Annotated in this window: 13 protein-coding genes; 6 read left to right on the top strand and 7 right to left on the bottom strand. The window is 59.4% G+C overall.

What is annotated here, in order from left to right; all coding sequences use genetic code 11:
* Positions 1-10: 10 nt before the first annotated feature.
* Positions 11-898 (bottom strand): LysR family transcriptional regulator, encoded by an 888-nt coding sequence (locus FOT55_RS07620; protein WP_147823322.1) that lies wholly within the window; start codon positions 896-898, stop codon positions 11-13.
* 75 nt (positions 899-973) lie between these two features.
* Positions 974-1,945 (bottom strand): thioredoxin-disulfide reductase, encoded by a 972-nt coding sequence (trxB, locus tag FOT55_RS07625; RefSeq protein WP_049204246.1) that lies wholly within the window; start codon positions 1,943-1,945, stop codon positions 974-976.
* 654 nt (positions 1,946-2,599) lie between these two features.
* Between trxB and lrp the strand changes: the two genes are divergently transcribed.
* The 5 genes from lrp to serS all read left to right on the top strand — a co-directional run bounded on the left by lrp (position 2,600) and on the right by serS (position 10,448).
* Positions 2,600-3,094: a leucine-responsive transcriptional regulator Lrp gene (lrp, locus tag FOT55_RS07630; RefSeq protein WP_004928318.1), complete on the top strand. Its 495-nt coding sequence runs from the start codon at positions 2,600-2,602 to the stop codon at positions 3,092-3,094.
* Positions 3,095-3,214: 120 nt separating this feature from the next.
* Positions 3,215-6,883, top strand: a complete 3,669-nt coding sequence (locus FOT55_RS07635) for a DNA translocase FtsK 4TM domain-containing protein (RefSeq protein WP_147823323.1) — start codon at positions 3,215-3,217, stop codon at positions 6,881-6,883.
* Positions 6,884-7,080: 197 nt separating this feature from the next.
* Entirely contained in the window at positions 7,081-7,692 is a 612-nt protein-coding gene (lolA, locus tag FOT55_RS07640; protein ID WP_015377319.1) for an outer membrane lipoprotein periplasmic chaperone LolA, read from the top strand.
* A 67-nt stretch (positions 7,693-7,759) separates the two neighbouring features.
* Positions 7,760-9,046, top strand: coding sequence for a replication-associated recombination protein A (locus tag FOT55_RS07645; protein WP_164067994.1), 1,287 nt, complete (start codon positions 7,760-7,762; stop codon positions 9,044-9,046).
* A gap of 109 nt (positions 9,047-9,155) precedes the next feature.
* Positions 9,156-10,448 carry a serine--tRNA ligase gene (gene serS, locus FOT55_RS07650; protein ID WP_147823325.1) on the top strand — a complete coding sequence of 431 codons (1,293 nt, stop codon included), beginning with the start codon at positions 9,156-9,158 and terminating at the stop codon, positions 10,446-10,448.
* A gap of 53 nt (positions 10,449-10,501) precedes the next feature.
* Here serS and FOT55_RS07655 read toward each other — a convergent pair whose 3' ends face one another.
* Positions 10,502-10,867 (bottom strand): DUF1801 domain-containing protein, encoded by a 366-nt coding sequence (locus FOT55_RS07655; protein ID WP_147823326.1) that lies wholly within the window; start codon positions 10,865-10,867, stop codon positions 10,502-10,504.
* Between the two features lie 163 nt (positions 10,868-11,030).
* On the opposite strand from FOT55_RS07655, the gene FOT55_RS07660 reads away from it, so the two are divergent.
* Positions 11,031-12,182, top strand: coding sequence for an MFS transporter (locus FOT55_RS07660; RefSeq protein WP_147823327.1), 1,152 nt, complete (start codon positions 11,031-11,033; stop codon positions 12,180-12,182).
* Between the two features lie 49 nt (positions 12,183-12,231).
* Here FOT55_RS07660 and pflA read toward each other — a convergent pair whose 3' ends face one another.
* From pflA to ycaO, 4 genes are all read right to left on the bottom strand, one after another.
* Entirely contained in the window at positions 12,232-12,972 is a 741-nt protein-coding gene (gene pflA / locus FOT55_RS07665) for a pyruvate formate lyase 1-activating protein (protein ID WP_016928325.1), read from the bottom strand.
* 280 nt (positions 12,973-13,252) lie between these two features.
* A complete protein-coding gene (gene pflB, locus FOT55_RS07670; protein ID WP_004928286.1) occupies positions 13,253-15,535 on the bottom strand; it encodes a formate C-acetyltransferase in 2,283 nt (760 codons plus the stop codon).
* 54 nt (positions 15,536-15,589) lie between these two features.
* A complete protein-coding gene (focA, locus tag FOT55_RS07675; RefSeq protein ID WP_060432816.1) occupies positions 15,590-16,450 on the bottom strand; it encodes a formate transporter FocA in 861 nt (286 codons plus the stop codon).
* A 460-nt stretch (positions 16,451-16,910) separates the two neighbouring features.
* Positions 16,911-18,674 (bottom strand): 30S ribosomal protein S12 methylthiotransferase accessory factor YcaO, encoded by a 1,764-nt coding sequence (gene ycaO / locus FOT55_RS07680; RefSeq protein WP_147823328.1) that lies wholly within the window; start codon positions 18,672-18,674, stop codon positions 16,911-16,913.
* Positions 18,675-18,801 lie beyond the last annotated feature (127 nt).

The raw sequence follows: 18,801 nt of genomic DNA on the forward strand, positions 1-18,801 counted from the left end.
CGCTATTAACTCAGCGACTGGCCAGGGTTTGCTCCTGTTCGCGCAGGTAATTCAGCAGGGTTTGGACGGGGGGCTGGGTCACCGCCTCGGATGAGCAGGCCAGGCCGAAACGACGATAAACCGGCGCAACGAGCGGTAGAGCGCAAACTCCGAGCGCATCGGGCGGGATCACCGACGCGGGCATCAGCGCAACGCCCGTGCCTTCTCTGACCAGCGTCAACGCCGTTTGCCAATCGCTGACGGTGGCGCGGATATCGGCCAGTGCCAGGCCCGACTGCTGCGCCAAACTTTGCGCATTCACATCACATCCGCCGGTCGCCAGGATGAAAGGCAGCCGGAACAGGGCATCCAGCGCCACCGGCCGCCGCGCTCGCGCCAGCGGGTGCGCGCTGGGCACGACCGCTAACCAGGTGTCTTCCCCCAAAGGGAAACACAGCCGCTCCGGTGCCGGATTGAGCACCACGCCGATGTCTGCCGTTGCCGATGTTAACCAGCTCTCCACTTCGTGGTCGGTGCCCTCGAGCGTAATCAGCTCAATGTCGGGATACAGACGGCGAAACTTGCGCAGCAGCGGCGGCAACAGCTTGCTAAATGCCGACGGGAAACTGGCCAGGCGTATTTTGCCCGCGTGCGCGTTACCGGCTTGCTGCGCGCATTGTTGAATGGCCCGCAGTCCTTCCAACATCGTGCGGGCATGGGCGACGATCTGCAGGCCGCTTTGGGTCAGGACGACATTGTGTGGCTGGCGCACCAAAAGCCGGGTGCTCAGCATCGTCTCCAGTTGAGCGATGGCCTGGCTGGCGGCAGACTGCGTCATGCCGCAGAGCGCCGCAGCCTGAGTGATGGTGCCGTTGTCGGCGACGGCAACCAGCAAGCGCCAGTGAAGAAGATTATGCATCGGCGTGCATCCTCCTGGGGGCTGAAGACAAAAAAAGCGGCTCGAGAGCCGCTTTTTGCTGATGAAGAGAACGTCTTAGCAGACTTCTGCGCCGGCGATGCCGTCCAGGTAACGCTCTGCGTCCAGCGCCGCCATACAGCCGGTGCCGGCGGAGGTGATTGCCTGACGGTAGATGTGATCCATCACGTCGCCAGCGGCGAAGACGCCGGGGATGGTGGTTTGGGTCGCATTGCCGTGAATGCCGGACTGCACCTTGATGTAGCCGTTTTCCAGCTCCAGTTGGCCGCCGAAGATGCCGGTGTTCGGGCTGTGGCCGATGGCGATGAACACGCCGGCCAGTTCCAGTTCACGGGTTTCGTTTTCCGCTTTGGTGCTGCGGATACGCACGCCGGTCACGCCCATTTCATCGCCCAGCACTTCGTCCAGCGTATGGTCGGTGTGCAGCACGATGTTGCCGCTTTTCACTTTTTCCATCAGCCGGTCGATCAGGATCTTCTCTGAACGGAAGCTGTCGCGGCGGTGGATCAGGTGAACCTCGGCGGCGATGTTGGACAGGTACAGCGCTTCTTCAACGGCAGTGTTGCCGCCGCCGACCACGGCGACTTTCTGGTTACGGTAGAAGAAACCGTCGCAGGTCGCACAGGCGGAAACGCCTTTGCCCTTGAAGGCGTCTTCGGAAGGCAGGCCAAGGTAGCGGGCGGAGGCACCGGTCGCAATGATCAGCGCGTCGCAGCTGTATTCGCCGCTGTCGCCGAACAGGCGGAACGGGCGCTGCTGCAGATCGACGCTGTTGATATGATCGAAGACGATCTCAGTCTGGAACTTCTCCGCGTGTTCGCGCATGCGCTCCATCAGCGCCGGACCGGTCAGGCCTTCGGCGTCGCCCGGCCAGTTTTCCACTTCGGTGGTGGTGGTCAGCTGGCCGCCTTGCTCCAGACCGGTGATCAGCACCGGGCTCAGGTTGGCGCGCGCCGCGTAGACGGCGGCGGTGTAACCGGCCGGGCCGGAGCCCAGAATCAGTAATTTGCTATGTTTAGCCGTGCCCATGAATAACCTCTTTATTCCACAATGGCGGACAATGAAGCCGATTGTAGGGAAAATGGCGCAGTAAAAAAAGCGCCGGGCGACGTTGTTAACGATTTGTATGATAGTTGTCGCCTATTAATGCGCCCGCTGTCGGCAAATCGTACGCCGAACGCAGAAATTTACCTTATCAAAGCCGCATTCGGCTACCGAATCGCCAACCGCGCAAAAACGGCGCATTCTGCGACTTCAGCCGCTCCCTACCGGGGTTTATCTGCCAGCGATTCATAACCAAAAATGGGATGCAGACTTTTCATGACGGTACGTTGTTCTGATTTTGCTTCTTTTACTTTGACAATCCGCTGCGCATTTGCGAAAACATCATAGGAAGAAGAAATTATCCCCGTAACACCAGCAAATCGTACGTATTTGCGCCGCGAGGCGGCAATGCGCGGTGGATGTGCGGAGCAGGGCGCGCAAGCGTTTGCTGATTTTTTCTCGACCTAAACGTCGTTGCCGGCGTCGCGCGGGGTTGGACAGACAGGCTGCGCGGCGTGGAATGATGGTAGTGAAGAAGCATATGACAGGCATCGGGTCTTCGCTTGGAACGAACCCTTACACATTGACGTTGGCTAGGGTGTGGCAAGTGCACGGAAGAAAATAAGAGAGACAATAATAATGGCAGACAACAAGAAACGCCCGGGTAAAGATCTCGACCGTATCGACCGCAACATCCTGAATGAGCTGCAGAAGGATGGGCGTATTTCGAACGTCGAGCTTTCGAAGCGCGTGGGGTTATCCCCGACACCATGTTTAGAACGCGTGCGCCGTCTCGAGCGCCAGGGTTTCATTCATGGCTATACCGCATTGCTTAACCCGCATTATCTGGATGCGTCCCTGCTGGTTTTCGTGGAGATCACGCTGAACCGTGGCGCGCCGGATGTGTTTGAGCAATTCAACTCGGCAGTGCAGAAGCTTGAAGAGATTCAGGAGTGTCATCTGGTTTCCGGTGATTTCGACTACCTGTTGAAAACCCGCGTACCGGACATGTCGGCGTACCGCAAACTGCTGGGCGAAACCTTGCTGCGTTTGCCGGGGGTCAACGACACCCGTACCTACGTAGTGATGGAAGAAGTGAAACAGAGTAACCGTCTGGTTATCAAAACACGGTAAGGTGCAGGTGCAAAACCTGATTAAATTGGTTACACTCCTGTTTATTCATACAGTTTCGGCGCCGGGGAAGCTTCTCGGCGCTGTTGCTATGTCAGCTAACAGGAACCTGGAGAGCCTTTCTTGAGCCAGGAATATACAGAAGATAAAGAAGTTACCCTGAAAAGACTCAGCAGTGGCCGGCGTTTGCTGGAGGCTGCGCTTATCGTGGTAGCGATTTTTGCCGTTTACCTCATGGCTGCGTTGGTCAGTTTCAATCCGTCTGACCCAAGCTGGTCGCAGACCGCGTGGCATGAGCCGATTCACAATTTGGGCGGCGGTGTTGGGGCCTGGTTGGCCGACACGCTGTTCTTCACCTTCGGGGTGCTCGCCTACGCGATACCGCCGATCATGCTGATCCTGTGCTGGGCAGCCTATCGCCAACGCGGCAACAAAGACTACGTCGACTATTTCGCGCTCTCCCTGCGCCTGATCGGTACCTTGGCGTTAGTGCTTACCTCCTGCGGGTTGGCGGCGCTGAACGTTGACGATCTCTATTACTTCGCTTCCGGCGGCGTGATCGGCAGCCTGCTGAGCAACGCCATGTTGCCGTGGTTCAACGGCATCGGCGCTACGCTGGCGCTGCTGTGCGTGTGGGCGGCGGGGCTGACGCTGTTTACCGGCTGGTCCTGGCTGGTGATCGCCGAGAAGATCGGCGGTGCGGTGTTGGGCGTCGCGACGGTGATGACCAATCGCTCACGCCGCGAAGATCGCTATTTCGAGGATGACGAGCGTTACGTTGACGACGAGCCTGAGCAGGCAGGGAAGGGCGCCGCTGCAGCGGTTGCGGCGACCGCCGCCGGAGCCGCGGCTGCCGATGACGACGTGCTGTTCTCCGCACCCTCGGTCACCGAAATCGCCAAAGAGGCGGGGGAAGACGCCGCCGATCCGTTGCTCAGCGGCCTGCGAGCCGACGATAGTGAGGTTGAAGCCGACGCCGCGCCAATCGCGCCGGCGGCTTCGCCTGCACCAGCGGTGAAGGCAGAGATCCACGAGCCCGTTGCCGCGCCGATCGCCACACAGGCGCCGTCGGTAACGGTGGCGCCGGCCGCGCCGGCCTCGGTCAATCAGCACCCGGTGAGCCCCCCGGCGCAAGACGCCACGCCGCCGCTGTATTCCTTCGAAATCCCGGAAGAAACACCAGCGCCTAAGGCGACGCGGCCTGTCGATCCTTATCAGGATGACGATGAGCCGCGCCTGGGCAATTGGCAAGAGCCGGCCCCGCAGCCGGCAGCGCGTTCTCCCTTTGATTTTACCGCCGCGCAGCGCGACAGTGCCGACGTCAGCGGAGCAGATGGTTTCAGCGCCGCCGGCGCCAAGCCACAACTGGATACGGCAGCCGCTGCCGCTGCGGGCGCCGCGGCGGCGACCTTTATGCCGGCCTTCACGGCGACCAGCGACGGCAATTCTCAGGTTAAACAGGGTATCGGCCCTGAGTTGCCGCGGCCGAATCCGGTGCGTATTCCGACCCGTCGTGAGCTGGCTTCCTACGGCATCAAGCTGCCTTCGCAGCGTGCGGCCGAGCAGGAACAGCGCCAGGCCGAGGTGGAGCCTCAGCAGCCGACGGCGGTGAGCCCGCAGGAAGAAGAGGCGCTGCAGGAAGCTGCGCTGCGTCAGGCGTTTGCCGAGCAGCAAAGCCAACGCTACGGCGAAAGCTACGCGCCGGAGCAAGATGACGAGAGCGCCCTGCAGGAAGCTGAGCTGAGCAAGGCGTTTGCCGAACAGCAGAGCCAACGTTATGGCGAAGGTTATCAACAGAACGACGAAGAGGCGCTGCAAGAGGCCGCGCTGCGCCAGGCGTTCGCCGAGCAGCAGCAGGCACGCTACGGCCAGCAAGAACCGGCCCCGCAGGCGCCGGCTGCCAGCCCGGTCGATACCCGCAATGCTTTCAGCTTCTCGCCGATGGCGGATTTAGTGGACGATGGCCCGAGCGAGCCGATGTTCACGCTGTCCCCGCAGCTTGAAGAGCGCATTGAACAGCAAAGCGAGCAAGAGGACGACGTGCCGTTCGGCCAGTTTGAGCCTGCGGCGCCGGCTGCCCAGCAACCGCATGCGCAGCCGCAACAATACCAACAGCCGCAGCAGCAATCTTATCAGCAGCCGCAGCAACAACAGCAGTATCAACAGCCGTCGCAGCAGCAATATCAGCAGCCACAGCAACCGGTGCAGCAGCAGCCTCAGCAAGCTCCGGCTGAGCCGCACCCGGCGATGGACAGCCTGATTCACCCGTTCCTGATGCGCAACGATCAGCCGCTGCAGAAGCCGACCACGCCGCTGCCGACGCTGGATCTGCTGACCGAAGCGCCGAAAGAGGTGGAGCCGGTCGACTCCTTCGCGCTGGAACAGAAAGCGCGCCTGGTGGAGGCCAGTTTGGCCGATTACCGCGTAAAAGCCGACGTGGTGGATATCCTGCCGGGGCCGGTCATCACCCGCTTCGAGCTGGATCTGGCGCCGGGCGTCAAAGCGGCGCGTATTTCCAACCTGTCGCGCGATCTGGCGCGCTCGCTGTCGACTTCGGCGGTGCGCGTGGTGGAAGTGATCCCCGGTAAGCCTTATGTCGGTCTGGAACTGCCGAACGCCAAGCGGCAAACGGTGTACCTGCGCGAAGTGCTGGACTGCCCGGCCTTCCGCGACAATCCGTCGCCGCTGTCCATCGTATTGGGTAAAGACATCTCCGGCGAACCGGTGGTGGCCGATCTAGGCAAAATGCCGCACTTGCTGGTCGCCGGTACCACCGGTTCCGGTAAATCGGTCGGGGTCAACGCCATGATCCTGAGCATCCTGTATAAGGCCACGCCGAAAGAAGTGCGCTTTATCATGATCGACCCGAAAATGCTGGAGCTGTCGGTTTACGAAGGTATTCCGCACCTGTTGACCGATGTGGTCACCGACATGAAAGACGCCGCCAACGCGCTGCGCTGGTGCGTGGGTGAGATGGAACGCCGCTACAAACTGATGTCTGCCCTGGGCGTGCGTAACCTGGCCGGCTACAACGAGCGTGTCGATCAGGCCGAAGCGATGGGGCGTCCGATCCCGGATCCGTTCTGGAAACCGACCGACAGCATGGACATCACGCCGCCGGTGTTGGAGAAAGAGCCGTACATCGTGGTGATGGTCGACGAATTCGCCGACCTGATCATGACGGTTGGCAAGAAGGTTGAAGAGTTGATCGCTCGCCTGGCGCAAAAAGCGCGTGCGGCGGGCATCCACCTGGTGCTGGCGACCCAGCGTCCTTCGGTGGATGTGATCACCGGCCTGATCAAGGCCAACATTCCGACGCGTATCGCCTTTACCGTGTCGAGCAAGATCGACTCCCGCACCATCCTCGATCAGGGGGGCGCCGAGTCCTTGCTGGGTATGGGTGACATGCTCTATCTGGCGCCGAACTCCTCGATCCCGGTGCGTGTACATGGCGCATTCGTGCGCGATCAGGAAGTGCACGCGGTGGTCAAGGATTGGAAAGCGCGCGAGCGGCCCCAATATAAAGAGGGCATTCTCAGCGGCGGCGAAGATGGCGAGGGCGGTGCCGGTGGCGGGATGGACGGCGACGAAGAGCTGGATCCGTTGTTTGACCAGGCGGTGGATTTCGTGGTGGATAAACGCCGCGCCTCCATCTCCGGCGTACAGCGCCAGTTCCGCATCGGCTATAACCGTGCCGCGCGCATCATCGAACAGATGGAGGCGCAGGGCATCGTCAGCGAGCAGGGGCACAACGGCAACCGCGAGGTGCTGGCGCCGCCGCGGCACGATTGATGGTCGCTTAGCCATTGCAATTCAATAAGAAAGGGCCGCTTAAGCGGCCCTTGTGCAAAGAAGCGTAAACCCGTTTCTTCTCGGAACATTGGCCTACCGGCCGATCGCCGGCTTCAGGTAAAGTAACGGAGTAAAGGGTTGATTGACCCGCACGGCGTCGCCCTGCGGTTAACGCATTTCATAAGGTATCTGGAATAATGAAAAAACTGTTAGTTGCCTGCTGTCTGCTTTCGGGATTCGCTTCTACCTCCGTGCTGGCCGATGCCGCACAGGATCTGCAAAGTCGCCTGGCGAAGGTGAACAGTTTCCACGCCAGCTTCTCGCAAACCGTGACCAGCGCTGAAGGCGCCGCGGTGCAACAGGGTGAAGGCGAGCTGTGGGTGAAGCGGCCGAACCTGTTCAACTGGCACATGACGTCACCCGATGAGAGCGTGCTGGTTTCCGATGGCCAGACCCTGTGGTTCTACAACCCGTTCGTCGAGCAGGTGACGGCGACCTGGCTGAAGAACGCCACCGGCAATACGCCGTTTATGCTGATTACCCGCAATAACGCCAGCGACTGGAAGCAGTACAACGTGAAGCAAAAGGGCGATGATTTCGAGCTGACGCCGAAATCCGCCAGCGGCAACCTGAAGCAATTCGCCATCAGCGTGACCAACAGCGGTACCATCCGCAGCTTTGCCGCGGTGGAGCAGGATGGCCAGCGTAGTGCTTATACGCTGAAAAGCCAGCAGAACGTTGCCGCCGATCCGGCCAAATTCAAATTTACCCCGCCGAAGGGGGTGACGCTGGACGACCAGCGCCAGTGAGGTGCAAGTGAGTAATAATCTGTCGCTCGATTTTTCCCAGAATGAGTTCCAGCCGTTGGCCGCGCGTATGCGGCCGACCACGCTGGCGCAGTATATCGGCCAGCAGCACCTGCTGGCCGCCGGCAAGCCGCTGCCGCGCGCCATCGAGGCCGGGCAGCTGCACTCGATGATTTTATGGGGGCCGCCGGGCACCGGGAAGACGACGTTGGCAGAGCTGATCGGCCGTTACGGTCAGGCGGATGTCGAACGGATCTCCGCCGTGACCTCCGGCATCAAGGAGATCCGCGAGGCGATCGAGCGGGCGCGGCAAAATCGCGACGCCGGCCGCCGCACCATCCTGTTCGTCGACGAAGTGCACCGTTTCAATAAGAGCCAGCAGGACGCTTTCCTGCCGCACATCGAAGACGGCACCATCACCTTTATCGGCGCCACCACCGAAAATCCGTCGTTCGAGCTGAACTCGGCGCTGTTGTCCCGCGCCCGCGTTTACCTGTTGAAGGCGCTGACCGCCGAAGATATCGGCCAGGTGCTGGATCAGGCGATGAGCGACAAGGCGCGCGGCTTTGGCAATCAGAACGTCGAGCTGCCCGCGGAAACGCGCCGCCTGCTGTCGGAGCTGGTGGGCGGCGATGCGCGCCGGGCGCTGAACAGCCTGGAAATGATGGCGGACATGGCGGAGATCGATGCCAAAGGCATGCGGGTGCTGACGCCGGAGCTGCTCAAGGAGGTGTCGGGCGAGCGCAGCGCGCGCTTCGACAACAAGGGCGACCGTTATTACGACCTGATTTCCGCGCTGCATAAATCGGTGCGCGGTTCGGCACCGGACGCGGCGCTGTATTGGTATGCGCGCATTATTACCGCCGGCGGCGATCCGCTCTATGTGGCACGCCGTCTGTTGGCGATTGCCTCTGAAGACGTGGGCAACGCCGATCCGCGCGGCATGCAGGTGGCGATCGCCGCCTGGGATTGCTTCACCCGCGTGGGGCCGGCAGAGGGCGAGCGCGCCATCGCGCAGGCGATTGTTTACCTGGCCTGCGCGCCGAAGAGCAACGCGGTTTACACCGCGTTCAAGGCCGCCATGCGCGACGCCAAAGAGCAGGCCGATTATGACGTGCCGGAGCACCTGCGCAACGCGCCGACCAAGCTGATGAAGGAGATGGGGCTGGGGGCGGAGTACCGTTACGCCCACGACGAACCCAACGCCTACGCCGCCGGCGAGAACTATTTCCCGCCCGAAATGGCCAAGACACGCTACTATCAACCGACCTCGCGTGGGCTTGAAGGGAAAATCGGCGAAAAGTTGGCATGGCTGGCTGAGCAGGATCAAAATAGCCCGACAAAACGCTACCGCTAGCGAGGCCGTTGCGGTAAGGTTAGCGGGTATCACTCTTCTTTTATGCGGCTATAAATCAGCCGCATAGAACAACAACACTTCTTTCAATAACAACAAGCACAGGATTAGCATGCTCGATCCCAATCTGCTGCGTAATGAGCTAGACGCAGTCGCCGTCAAACTGGCTCGCCGAGGCTTTAAACTCGATCTGGATCTGCTGCGTTCGCAGGAAGAACGCCGCAAAGTTCTGCAGGTAGAAACTGAAACGCTGCAAGCGGAACGCAACTCCCGATCGAAATCCATCGGCGCGGCCAAAGCGCGTGGGGAAGACATCGAGCCGCTGCGTCGCGAAGTGAACGAGCTGGGTGACAAGCTGGATGCCGCCAAGGCAGAGCTGGATACGCTGCAGAGCGAGATCCGCGATTACGCTTTGACTCTGCCTAACCTGCCGGACGACGCCGTGCCGGATGGTAAAGACGACAGCGAAAACCTGGAAGTGACCCGCTGGGGCGAACCGCGCCAGTACGACTTCGCGGTGCGCGATCACGTCGATCTGGGCGAAATGGCCGGCGGGCTGGATTTTGCCGCCGCGGTTAAGCTGACCGGCTCGCGCTTCGTGGTGATGAAAGGGCAAATCGCCCGCATGCACCGTGCGCTGTCCCAGTTCATGCTGGATCTGCACACCGAGCAGCACGGCTACCTGGAGGCCTATGTGCCTTACCTGGTCAACCACGCCACGCTGTACGGTACCGGCCAACTGCCGAAGTTCGGCGAAGACCTGTTCCATACCCGTCCGCTGGAAGAAGAAGCCGACAGCAGCAACTACGCGCTGATCCCAACGGCGGAAGTGCCGCTGACCAACCTGGTGCGCGACGAGATCGTCGAAGAGGAAACTCTGCCGCTGAAGATGACCGCGCACACGCCATGCTTCCGTGCGGAAGCCGGTTCTTACGGCCGTGACACCCGCGGTTTGATCCGCATGCACCAGTTCGACAAGGTCGAAATGGTGCAGATCGTCCGTCCGGAAGATTCGATGGATGCCCTGGAAGAGCTGACCGGCCATGCGGAAAAAGTGCTGCAGCTGCTGAACCTGCCTTACCGCAAGGTGCTGCTGTGCACCGGTGACATGGGCTTCGGCGCCTGCAAGACCTACGATCTGGAAGTGTGGCTGCCGGCGCAGAACACCTACCGCGAGATCTCGTCCTGCTCCAACATGTGGGACTTCCAGGCGCGCCGCATGCAGGCTCGCTGCCGCAGCAAGGCCGACAAGAAGCCGCGTCTGGTCCACACGCTGAACGGTTCCGGCCTGGCGGTCGGCCGTACGCTGGTGGCGGTGCTGGAAAACTACCAGCAGGTCGACGGTCGCATTCAGGTGCCTGAAGTGTTGCGTCCTTATATGGGCGGCCTGGAATACATCGGCTAAACGGCAAACTACGAGAAAAAAGCGCCTGCGGGCGCTTTTTTTATGTTGAGAATTCAGTCTGTCGTCAGCGCGTAAGCCTGTTGAATGTAGTCCGCAAGATGTTTGCTTTTCACCTCGCCGGACGAGTGGAGCTTGATGTGCCGCCGATACTGGCCGTTGCCTTCGAGCTGATGATGGCTGTCTGCCATCCGGTAGCCGTGGCCGAACTCCACCGTGACGTGATTGCGGTAGGCGAAAACGCCGCAGAAAAATTGAGTATGCGAGAACATGATGCCGCCGTATTTGACCGATTCGGTGACGCCACTGCCGCTCGTCGCGGCGATCCGACGTACCTGCTGCACAATGGCCAGCAGCTCACCGTGCGTGCTGCCGATATCCGCCAGCAGGGCTTCTACCGCCGCATCATTTGCGTGATCCATCTTGCCTCCTCATCGTTAAATCCGCTCTGCGCTGAGCATAGCGCTTTTTCAGCCGGTTAGCCGGAAACAAATCGTGCGGTGGAATGATAAGAGGCGATTGACTTTTTTATCGCCAGTGGCATGATGCGCGCACTCTCATTGCGCGTTCGGTCACAATTTCACTATGTCCGCATACTCCCGCCCAGTGCTCCTATTGCTCTGCGGCCTTTTGCTGCTCACGGTATCCATTGCCGTTTTGAATACGTTAGTGCCGCTTTGGTTAACCCATGCTCAGCTGTCAACCTGGCAGGTGGGAATGGTCAGCTCCTCTTATTTCAGCGGTAACCTGTTGGGCACGTTGGTGGCGGGCAAACTGATCCAGCGCGTCGGTTTTACCCGCAGCTATCATCTTTCTTGCCTGGTGTTCGCCGCCGCGACCGCCGGCATGGTGCTGTCGATCGATTTTTGGAGCTGGCTGGGCTGGCGTTTCTTCGCCGGCGTCGGCTGCGCCTGGATCTGGGTGATCGTGGAGAGCGCGCTGTTGCGCAGCGGTAACCTGAGCAACCGCGGCCAGCTGCTGGCGGCCTATATGATTGTCTATTACCTCGGTACGGTGACCGGGCAATTGCTGTTGAGCATGACCTCGACCGAATTGCTGCACGTGGTGCCGTGGGTGACCGCGATCGTGATCAGCGCCATGCTGCCAATGCTGTTTGCGCGGGTCAACCGCCATGAAGACGAGCCGCAGCAGGCGGCGGTGTGGACAATGTTAAGACGTCGCAGCGCGCGCCTCTGCATCAACGGCTGCATCATTTCCGGCATCGTGCTCGGTTCTCTGTATGGTCTGATGCCGCTGTATCTCTCCCATCAGGGCATGAGCGACGCCAACGTCGGTTACTGGATGGCGCTGCTGGTCAGCTCCGGCATCGTTGGGCAATGGCCGGTCGGACGCCTGGCCGATCGTTATGGGCGCCTGCTGGTGCTGCGCATTCAGGTGTTCGTGGTGATCCTCGCCAGCGTGGCGATGCTCGGCAACTACGCTATGGCGCCTTCGCTGTTCATCCTCGGCTGCGCCGGCTTTACCCTGTATCCGGTGGCGATGTCCTGGGCCTGCGAGAAGGCGCTGCCGCACGAACTGGTGGCGATGAACCAGGCGCTGTTGATGAGTTACACCATCGGCAGCCTGCTGGGCCCGTCGATGACGGCGCTGCTGATGCAAAACTACTCCGACCGTGTGCTGTTCGTGATGATCGCCGCCGTAGCGCTGGTTTACCTGCTGATGCTGTTGAAAAAGCAGAAGCCGGATCACCACCACACGCCGTTCGCCGCCGCCTGAGCATAAAAAAACCGGCCATGAGCCGGTTTTTTCTTTTGGCGTGCGCCAATCAGTAAATCACTTTGTGACCGTAGCTTTCCAGGATGCCTTTGACGCGATCCATGGTCTCGGCCTTCGGCGGATGTACGCCGTCCAGTTTGTACTCTTCCCCCATCGCTATCCATTTATGCTTGCCCAGTTCGTGGTAGGGCAGCAGCTCGATTTTCTCGATGTTGGTCATGTCCTTGGTGAACTCGCCCAGCAGGTGTGCCGATTTGTCATCATCTGACCAGCCCGGCACCACCACGTAACGGATCCAGGTGCGTTGGTTACGTTTCGCCAGGTAGCGGGCGAATTCCAACGTGCGGTGGTTGGAGACGCCGACCAGATTCTGGTGGATATCGTCGTTCATCTGTTTCAGATCCAGCATCACCAGATCGGTGGTGTCCAGCAACTCGTCGATCACCGGATCGTAGCGGCGCACGAAGCCATTGGTGTCCAGGCAGGTATTGATGCCTTCGGCATGGCAGGCGCGGAACCAGTCGCGCACGAATTCAGCCTGCAGGATCGCCTCGCCGCCGGACGCGGTCACGCCGCCACCGGAAGCGTTCATGAAGTGGCGGTAGGCCACCGCGTCTTTCATCAGCTCTTCGACGGTCACTTCTTTGCCGCCGTGGGTGTCCCAGGTGTCGCGGTTATGGCAATAGAGGCAGCGCATCAGGCAGCCCTGGAAGAAGACGATAAAGCGGATCCCGGGCCCATCGACGGTGCCGCAGGATTCGAAGGAGTGGATGCGACCAGTTACTGACATTGCGGGGTTTTCTCCAATATTGACTGTCAAACGCAGTCTAAAAATAGGCGCGTGGCCGCCGGCCAGGTATCTGCGATGCAGCAGCGGGTGGAGCCGCCACCGGGGGTAATGATGCCTGTCGGCCGGTCAGTTGCCGGATAACTGTTTTGCCGGCTATCCATTCAGTATAGATGTCCGGCAAAACAGACTCGCACAGAGTCAGGGGAGAGCGGTGGGAGAAAAGGGCCGGCAGAACCGGCCCTGTCGTTGGCACCGGGCGGTTTCCCGCCCGGTTGGCGTATTACATCGTTTGAGTGAAGGTACGAGTAATGACGTCCTGCTGTTGCTCTTTGGTCAGCGAGTTGAAGCGCACGGCGTAACCGGAGACGCGGATGGTCAGCTGAGGGTATTTCTCAGGGTTTTCCATCGCGTCCAGCAGCATTTCACGGTTCATTACGTTGACGTTCAGGTGCTGACCGCCTTCGATGGAGGCTTCATGATGGAAGTAACCATCCATCAGGCCCGCCAGGTTGGCTTTCCGCACATCGTCGTCTTTACCCAGCGCGTTAGGCACGATAGAGAAGGTGTAGGAGATCCCGTCTTTCGCGTAGGCAAACGGCAGTTTGGCTACCGAGGTCAGGGAGGCTACTGCGCCTTTCTGGTCACGGCCGTGCATCGGGTTGGCACCTGGGCCGAACGGTGCGCCGGCGCGGCGGCCATCCGGGGTGTTACCGGTTTTCTTACCGTATACCACGTTGGAGGTGATGGTCAGTACGGACTGGGTCGGTACCGCATTGCGGTAGGTGCGCAGTTTCTGAATTTTCTTCATGAAACGTTCCACCAGGTCGCAAGCGATGTCATCGACGCGGGCGTCGTTGTTACCGAACTGCGGATACTCGCCTTCCACTTTGAAGTCGATGGCCAGGCCGTCTTCGTCGCGAATGGTGGTGACTTTCGCGTACTTGATGGCAGACAGGGAGTCGGCCGCCACGGACAGACCGGCGATGCCGCAAGCCATGGTGCGATAAACGTCACGGTCATGCAGCGCCATCAGCGCAGCTTCGTAGCTGTACTTGTCGTGCATGTAGTGAATGATGTTCAGCGCGGTCACGTATTGCTTGGCCAGCCAATCCATAAAGTGGTCCATGCGCGCCATGACTTTGTCATAGTCCAGCACTTCGTCCATCATCGGCGCTTCTTTCGGGCCGACCTGCATTTTCAGTTTTTCGTCAACGCCGCCGTTGATGGCGTACAGCATGGTTTTCGCCAGGTTGGCGCGGGCGCCGAAGAACTGCATTTGTTTGCCGACGATCATTGGGCTGACGCAGCAAGCGATGGCGTAGTCATCGTTGTTGAAGTCAGGACGCATCAGGTCGTCGTTTTCGTACTGAACGGAAGAGGTGTCGATGGACACTTTCGCCGCGAATTTCTTGAAGTTCAGCGGCAGCTTCTCAGACCACAGGATGGTCATGTTCGGCTCCGGAGACGGCCCCATGGTGTACAGGGTGTTCAGGAAGCGGAAGCTGTTTTTGGTGACCAGGGTACGGCCGTCTACGCCCATACCGGCCAGGGATTCCGTTGCCCAGATTGGGTCGCCGGAGAACAGCTCATCGTACTCAGGGGTACGCAGGAAGCGCACCATACGCAGTTTCATCACCAGGTGGTCGATCAGTTCCTGCGCTTGTTCTTCGGTCAGTTTGCCCGCCTTGATGTCGCGCTCGATAAACACGTCGAGGAAGGTGGACACGCGGCCGAAGGACATGGCGGCGCCGTTCTGGGATTTCACCGCGGCCAGGTAGCCAAAGTAGGTCCACTGCACCGCTTCTTGCGCGCTGGTGGCCGGGCCGGAGATGTCGTAACCGTATTTGGCGGCCATCTCTTTGATCTGAGCCAGAGCGCGGTGCTGTTCAGCGATCTCTTCGCGCAGCTGGATGGTCATTTCCAGATCTTCGCCGTTTTCCAGTTTTTCCTGCAGCGATTTGAACTGGTTCAGCTTGTCGGCCATCAGGAAGTCGATACCGTACAGCGCCACGCGGCGGTAGTCGCCGATGATGCGGCCACGGCCGTAGGCATCTGGCAGACCGGTCAGCACGCCGGATTTACGGCAGTTCAGGATGTCTTTGGTGTAAACGTCGAATACGCCCTGGTTGTGGGTTTTACGGTATTCGGTGAACACTTTTTTCAGCTGCGGATCCAGTTCGCGGCCGTACACTTTGCACGAACCCTCGACCATTTTGATACCGCCGAACGGGATCAGCGCGCGTTTCAGAGGGGCGTCGGTCTGCAGCCCCACGATGGTTTCCAGCTCTTTGGCGATGTAACCCGCGTCGTGAGAAACGATGGTTGAAGCAACGTTGGTGTCGAAATCAACCGGCGCGTGAGTGCGGTTTTCCAGTTTGATCCCTTCCATAACCTTGTCCCACAAGGTGGTGGTGGCTTGAGTAGCGCCAGCCAGGAAGGATTCGTCACCCTCATAAGGCGTGTAGTTTTTCTGGATGAAGTCACGAACGTTGACTTCATTCTGCCAGTCACCCTTGCTGAAACCTTCCCAAGCGTTGGCTAATTTCTCGTTAAGTTCGGTCATTGTACACCTACCTTTGATTGTGGATTTCTAACTCTGCGCGTGGTAACTCACAGCTTAGTGCTGCTCGCGGCCCCCGCGCAGATAAATTACCCAGTAAGTCAACCCAACCAACAGGCCGCCGCCGATGATGTTGCCGATGGTGACCGGAATCAGGTTGTCGATGATGAAGTTGCTTACTGTCAGATGAGCGAATTGCTCAGGTACCGCCCCTACGGCTTGCCAGAACTCCGGCGTGGCGAAGTGTTTGACCACGATGCCCATAGGGATCATAAACATGTTGGCGATGCTGTGTTCGAAGCCGCTGGCGACAAACATACCGACCGGCAGCACCATGGCGAGCATCTTGTCTGTCAGGGTACGGCCGGAGTAGCTCATCCAGACCGCCAGGCAGACCATCAGGTTGGCCAGAATGCCGAGGCACACGGCTTCGATAAAGGTGTGATGCAGCTTATGGTCTGCGGTTTGCAGGACATTCAGGCCCCACTGGCCGTTGGCGACCATATACTCGCCGGAGAACCAGATCAGCGCCACGAAGAACAGCGCGCCGATCAGATTGCCGAGATAAACGTTCAGCCAGTTGGCGCCCAGCTGGCCCCAGCTGATACGGCCGCTGGCCTTGGCGATGACGATGAGCACGGTAGAGGTGAACAGGTCGGCGCCCGACACCACCACCAGCATTAACCCGAGAGAGAAGCAGATGCCACCAACCAGTTTCGCCAGCCCGAAAGGCACGCCGGCGGTACCGGTGGTCGCCGTGATGTAGAAGACGAAGGCGATGGAAATGAAGACACCGGCGGTGATCGCCAAATAAAACGTTTTCAGCGGATGTTTGGTGGCTTTATACACGCCGGCATCTTCAGCGATTTTCGCCGTGGCCGCAGGTAAAATCAGATCGAAGGGGCTGTCAGTTTTCAAACTAACTCTCGCTCTTAAGGGTTAAAACAACGCAATGAGATACTAGCAAAGCAGTATAGGGGAAAATTTGATTTGGATCATAAGGCGGGGAAGTAGAGCGGCAAAATGACGTGTTTTTTGTGTGGTTTTTATGGTTAATTTATTGATTTTTAAATGAAAACATTTTTTTAATGTTTGCAATTTTTTTTGAATTCACCGGATGGACGGCGTAGGGTAAAGTTAAATTTTTAGGCGTTTTGTCGCCGCGCAGCGCTGAAAGTTTAATTATCGGTTAATTATTATTTCACCGTCCGGCAACAATTGACGGTTTATTTATTTTTATGGTCGTTTAACCGCCAATTTTCCCGCGAGAAAATAAAAGCGAATGCGTTGAAATACACCGCAAAAATGAAAACGCCGCAGCGAAGTGCGGCGTTTGGCAGCAGGGGTACTCCCAAAGTGGCAGTACCCCTGATGATGCTTAGGCCTTGGCCCAGTGGCGGCGTTTGGCCGCCTGCAGCTTCTCGTAGGCCGCCAGCAGCGCCTGGTGGGCCGGCAGCGCCTTCAGATCGGCATCGACGGCGAACAGCCCGTTGAAGCGCGCTTCACCGCTGATGGCGGCGGAGGCGGCGTCGACCGCTTCCTGGCCGTACATCTTCACGAACGCGGTGTAGTACTGCGCCGCTTCGCGTTCAGGCTCCTGCGCCAGCAGCAGCAGCGTTTGCAGGCAGCGGTAGTAGTTGCTGCGCGCCGGGCTCAGCACCGAGGCATTGAAGTCCTGCGTCCATTCGGTCCAGATCAGCGCCTGATCCAGATCGCCGCCCGCCAGCGCCAGCATCGACTTCAGCTCGCCCACGCGCAGGGTATGCCAGGCATTGTCTTTGCCGCTGGCAATGCCCAGCAGTTCGCGTACGCGGGTGAAGTCGTCCAGCCCTTCGTCGTCCAACTGCTCGATCAGCGCCAGGTACTCTTCCGGCTCCCACTCGCTGCCCGGCAGCGCCAGCAGCGTATCGCGCAGGTGCGCGCCCATGCTGTTGTTGGCCAGCAGCAGGTCTTCTGCCGGGTAGATATCGGACATGCCCGGCACGATGATGCGGCAAGCGTAGACGCCCAGGTGCTCGTAGTCGGCGATGTACACTTCCGCGTCTTCTTTGTCGAAGATGCTCATCAGGGTGGCGAACTCTTCCTGCGTGCTGCCGCTGAAGCTCCAGTCAACGAACGGATAGTCCGCATCCTGCTTGAACAGATCCCAGGAGATCAGGCCGCTGGAGTCGATGAAGTGCGTTTCCAGGTTGGTGTGTTCCGCCACTTCTTCGTCATCGAAGGTCGGTGCGGTGAACACGTCGAGATCTTTCAGGCTGCGGCCCTGCAGCAGCTCGGTTACCGTGCGCTCCAGCGCCACGCCGAAGTCCGGGTGCGCGCCGAACGAGGCGAAGCAGGTGCCGTTGGTCGGGTTGAACAGCACCACGCAGATTACCGGGTAGTTGCCGCCCAGCGAGGCATCATAGGAGAGGATCGGGAAACCTTCCTCTTCCAGTTTGGCGATGGCTTCCACCACGCCCGGATAGCGATTCAGCACTTCGTCCGGGATCGCCGGCAGGCTGATGGATTCGGCGATGATGCGGTTTTTCACATAGCGCTCGAACACTTCCGACAGGCCCTGCACCCGCGCTTCGTTGGCGGTGTTGCCGGCGGACATGCCGTTGGAAACATACAGGTTGCCGATGATATTCATCGGGATGTACACGGTTTGCTGGTCGGACTGACGGGTAAACGGCAGCGCACACACGCCGCGATCGGCGTTACCGGATTGCAGATCGACAAGATCGCTGGCGCTCAGCTCTTGCTGCGGATCGTAGAAGGCGTGCAGACGCTCGTCGAGGATGCCGGCCGGTAGCGTATCGTCCGCCGGGATCGGGAACCATTTCTCATTCGGGTAGTGCACGAAGTCGCCTTCGGCGATCTGCCGGCCCAGATAGAAATCGGCGAAGAAGTAGTTGGTGGACAGGCGCTCGAAATATTCACCCAGCGCGGAGGCCAGCGCGGCTTTTTTGCTGGCGCCTTTGCCGTTGGTGAAGCACAGCGGGCAATCGCGATCGCGAATGTGCACCGACCACACGTGCGGCACTGGATTCAGCCAGGAGGCTTCTTCGATGTTGAAACCGAGGTCGCTCAGTTTCTGCTGGAAACGGGCGATGGAGTCTTCCAGAGCGGCGTCTTTACCGGGGATAAAAGTTTGCGTCATTGTCTTCACTTTTTGCGCGTACTAAAAACGCGCAATGATACGGGGTTTTACGCTGGAGCTCCACGTATTCCTAAAGCGGTGGCAAAGTCACAGTTTTTTTAAGGATAAAGGCCATAATTCAGCGAGT

Source organism: Serratia bockelmannii, assembly GCF_008011855.1.
GTDB lineage: Bacteria > Pseudomonadota > Gammaproteobacteria > Enterobacterales > Enterobacteriaceae > Serratia > Serratia bockelmannii.

Coding starts and splice junctions, on each gene's coding strand:
- FOT55_RS07620 (WP_147823322.1), bottom strand. CDS start 898: ATGCATAATCTTCTTCACTGGCGCTTGCTGGTTGCCGTCGCCGACAAC.
- trxB (WP_049204246.1), bottom strand. CDS start 1,945: ATGGGCACGGCTAAACATAGCAAATTACTGATTCTGGGCTCCGGCCCG.
- lrp (WP_004928318.1), top strand. CDS start 2,600: ATGGCAGACAACAAGAAACGCCCGGGTAAAGATCTCGACCGTATCGAC.
- lolA (WP_015377319.1), top strand. CDS start 7,081: ATGAAAAAACTGTTAGTTGCCTGCTGTCTGCTTTCGGGATTCGCTTCT.
- FOT55_RS07645 (WP_164067994.1), top strand. CDS start 7,760: ATGCGGCCGACCACGCTGGCGCAGTATATCGGCCAGCAGCACCTGCTG.
- serS (WP_147823325.1), top strand. CDS start 9,156: ATGCTCGATCCCAATCTGCTGCGTAATGAGCTAGACGCAGTCGCCGTC.
- FOT55_RS07655 (WP_147823326.1), bottom strand. CDS start 10,867: ATGGATCACGCAAATGATGCGGCGGTAGAAGCCCTGCTGGCGGATATC.
- FOT55_RS07660 (WP_147823327.1), top strand. CDS start 11,031: ATGTCCGCATACTCCCGCCCAGTGCTCCTATTGCTCTGCGGCCTTTTG.
- pflA (WP_016928325.1), bottom strand. CDS start 12,972: ATGTCAGTAACTGGTCGCATCCACTCCTTCGAATCCTGCGGCACCGTC.
- pflB (WP_004928286.1), bottom strand. CDS start 15,535: ATGACCGAACTTAACGAGAAATTAGCCAACGCTTGGGAAGGTTTCAGC.
- ycaO (WP_147823328.1), bottom strand. CDS start 18,674: ATGACGCAAACTTTTATCCCCGGTAAAGACGCCGCTCTGGAAGACTCC.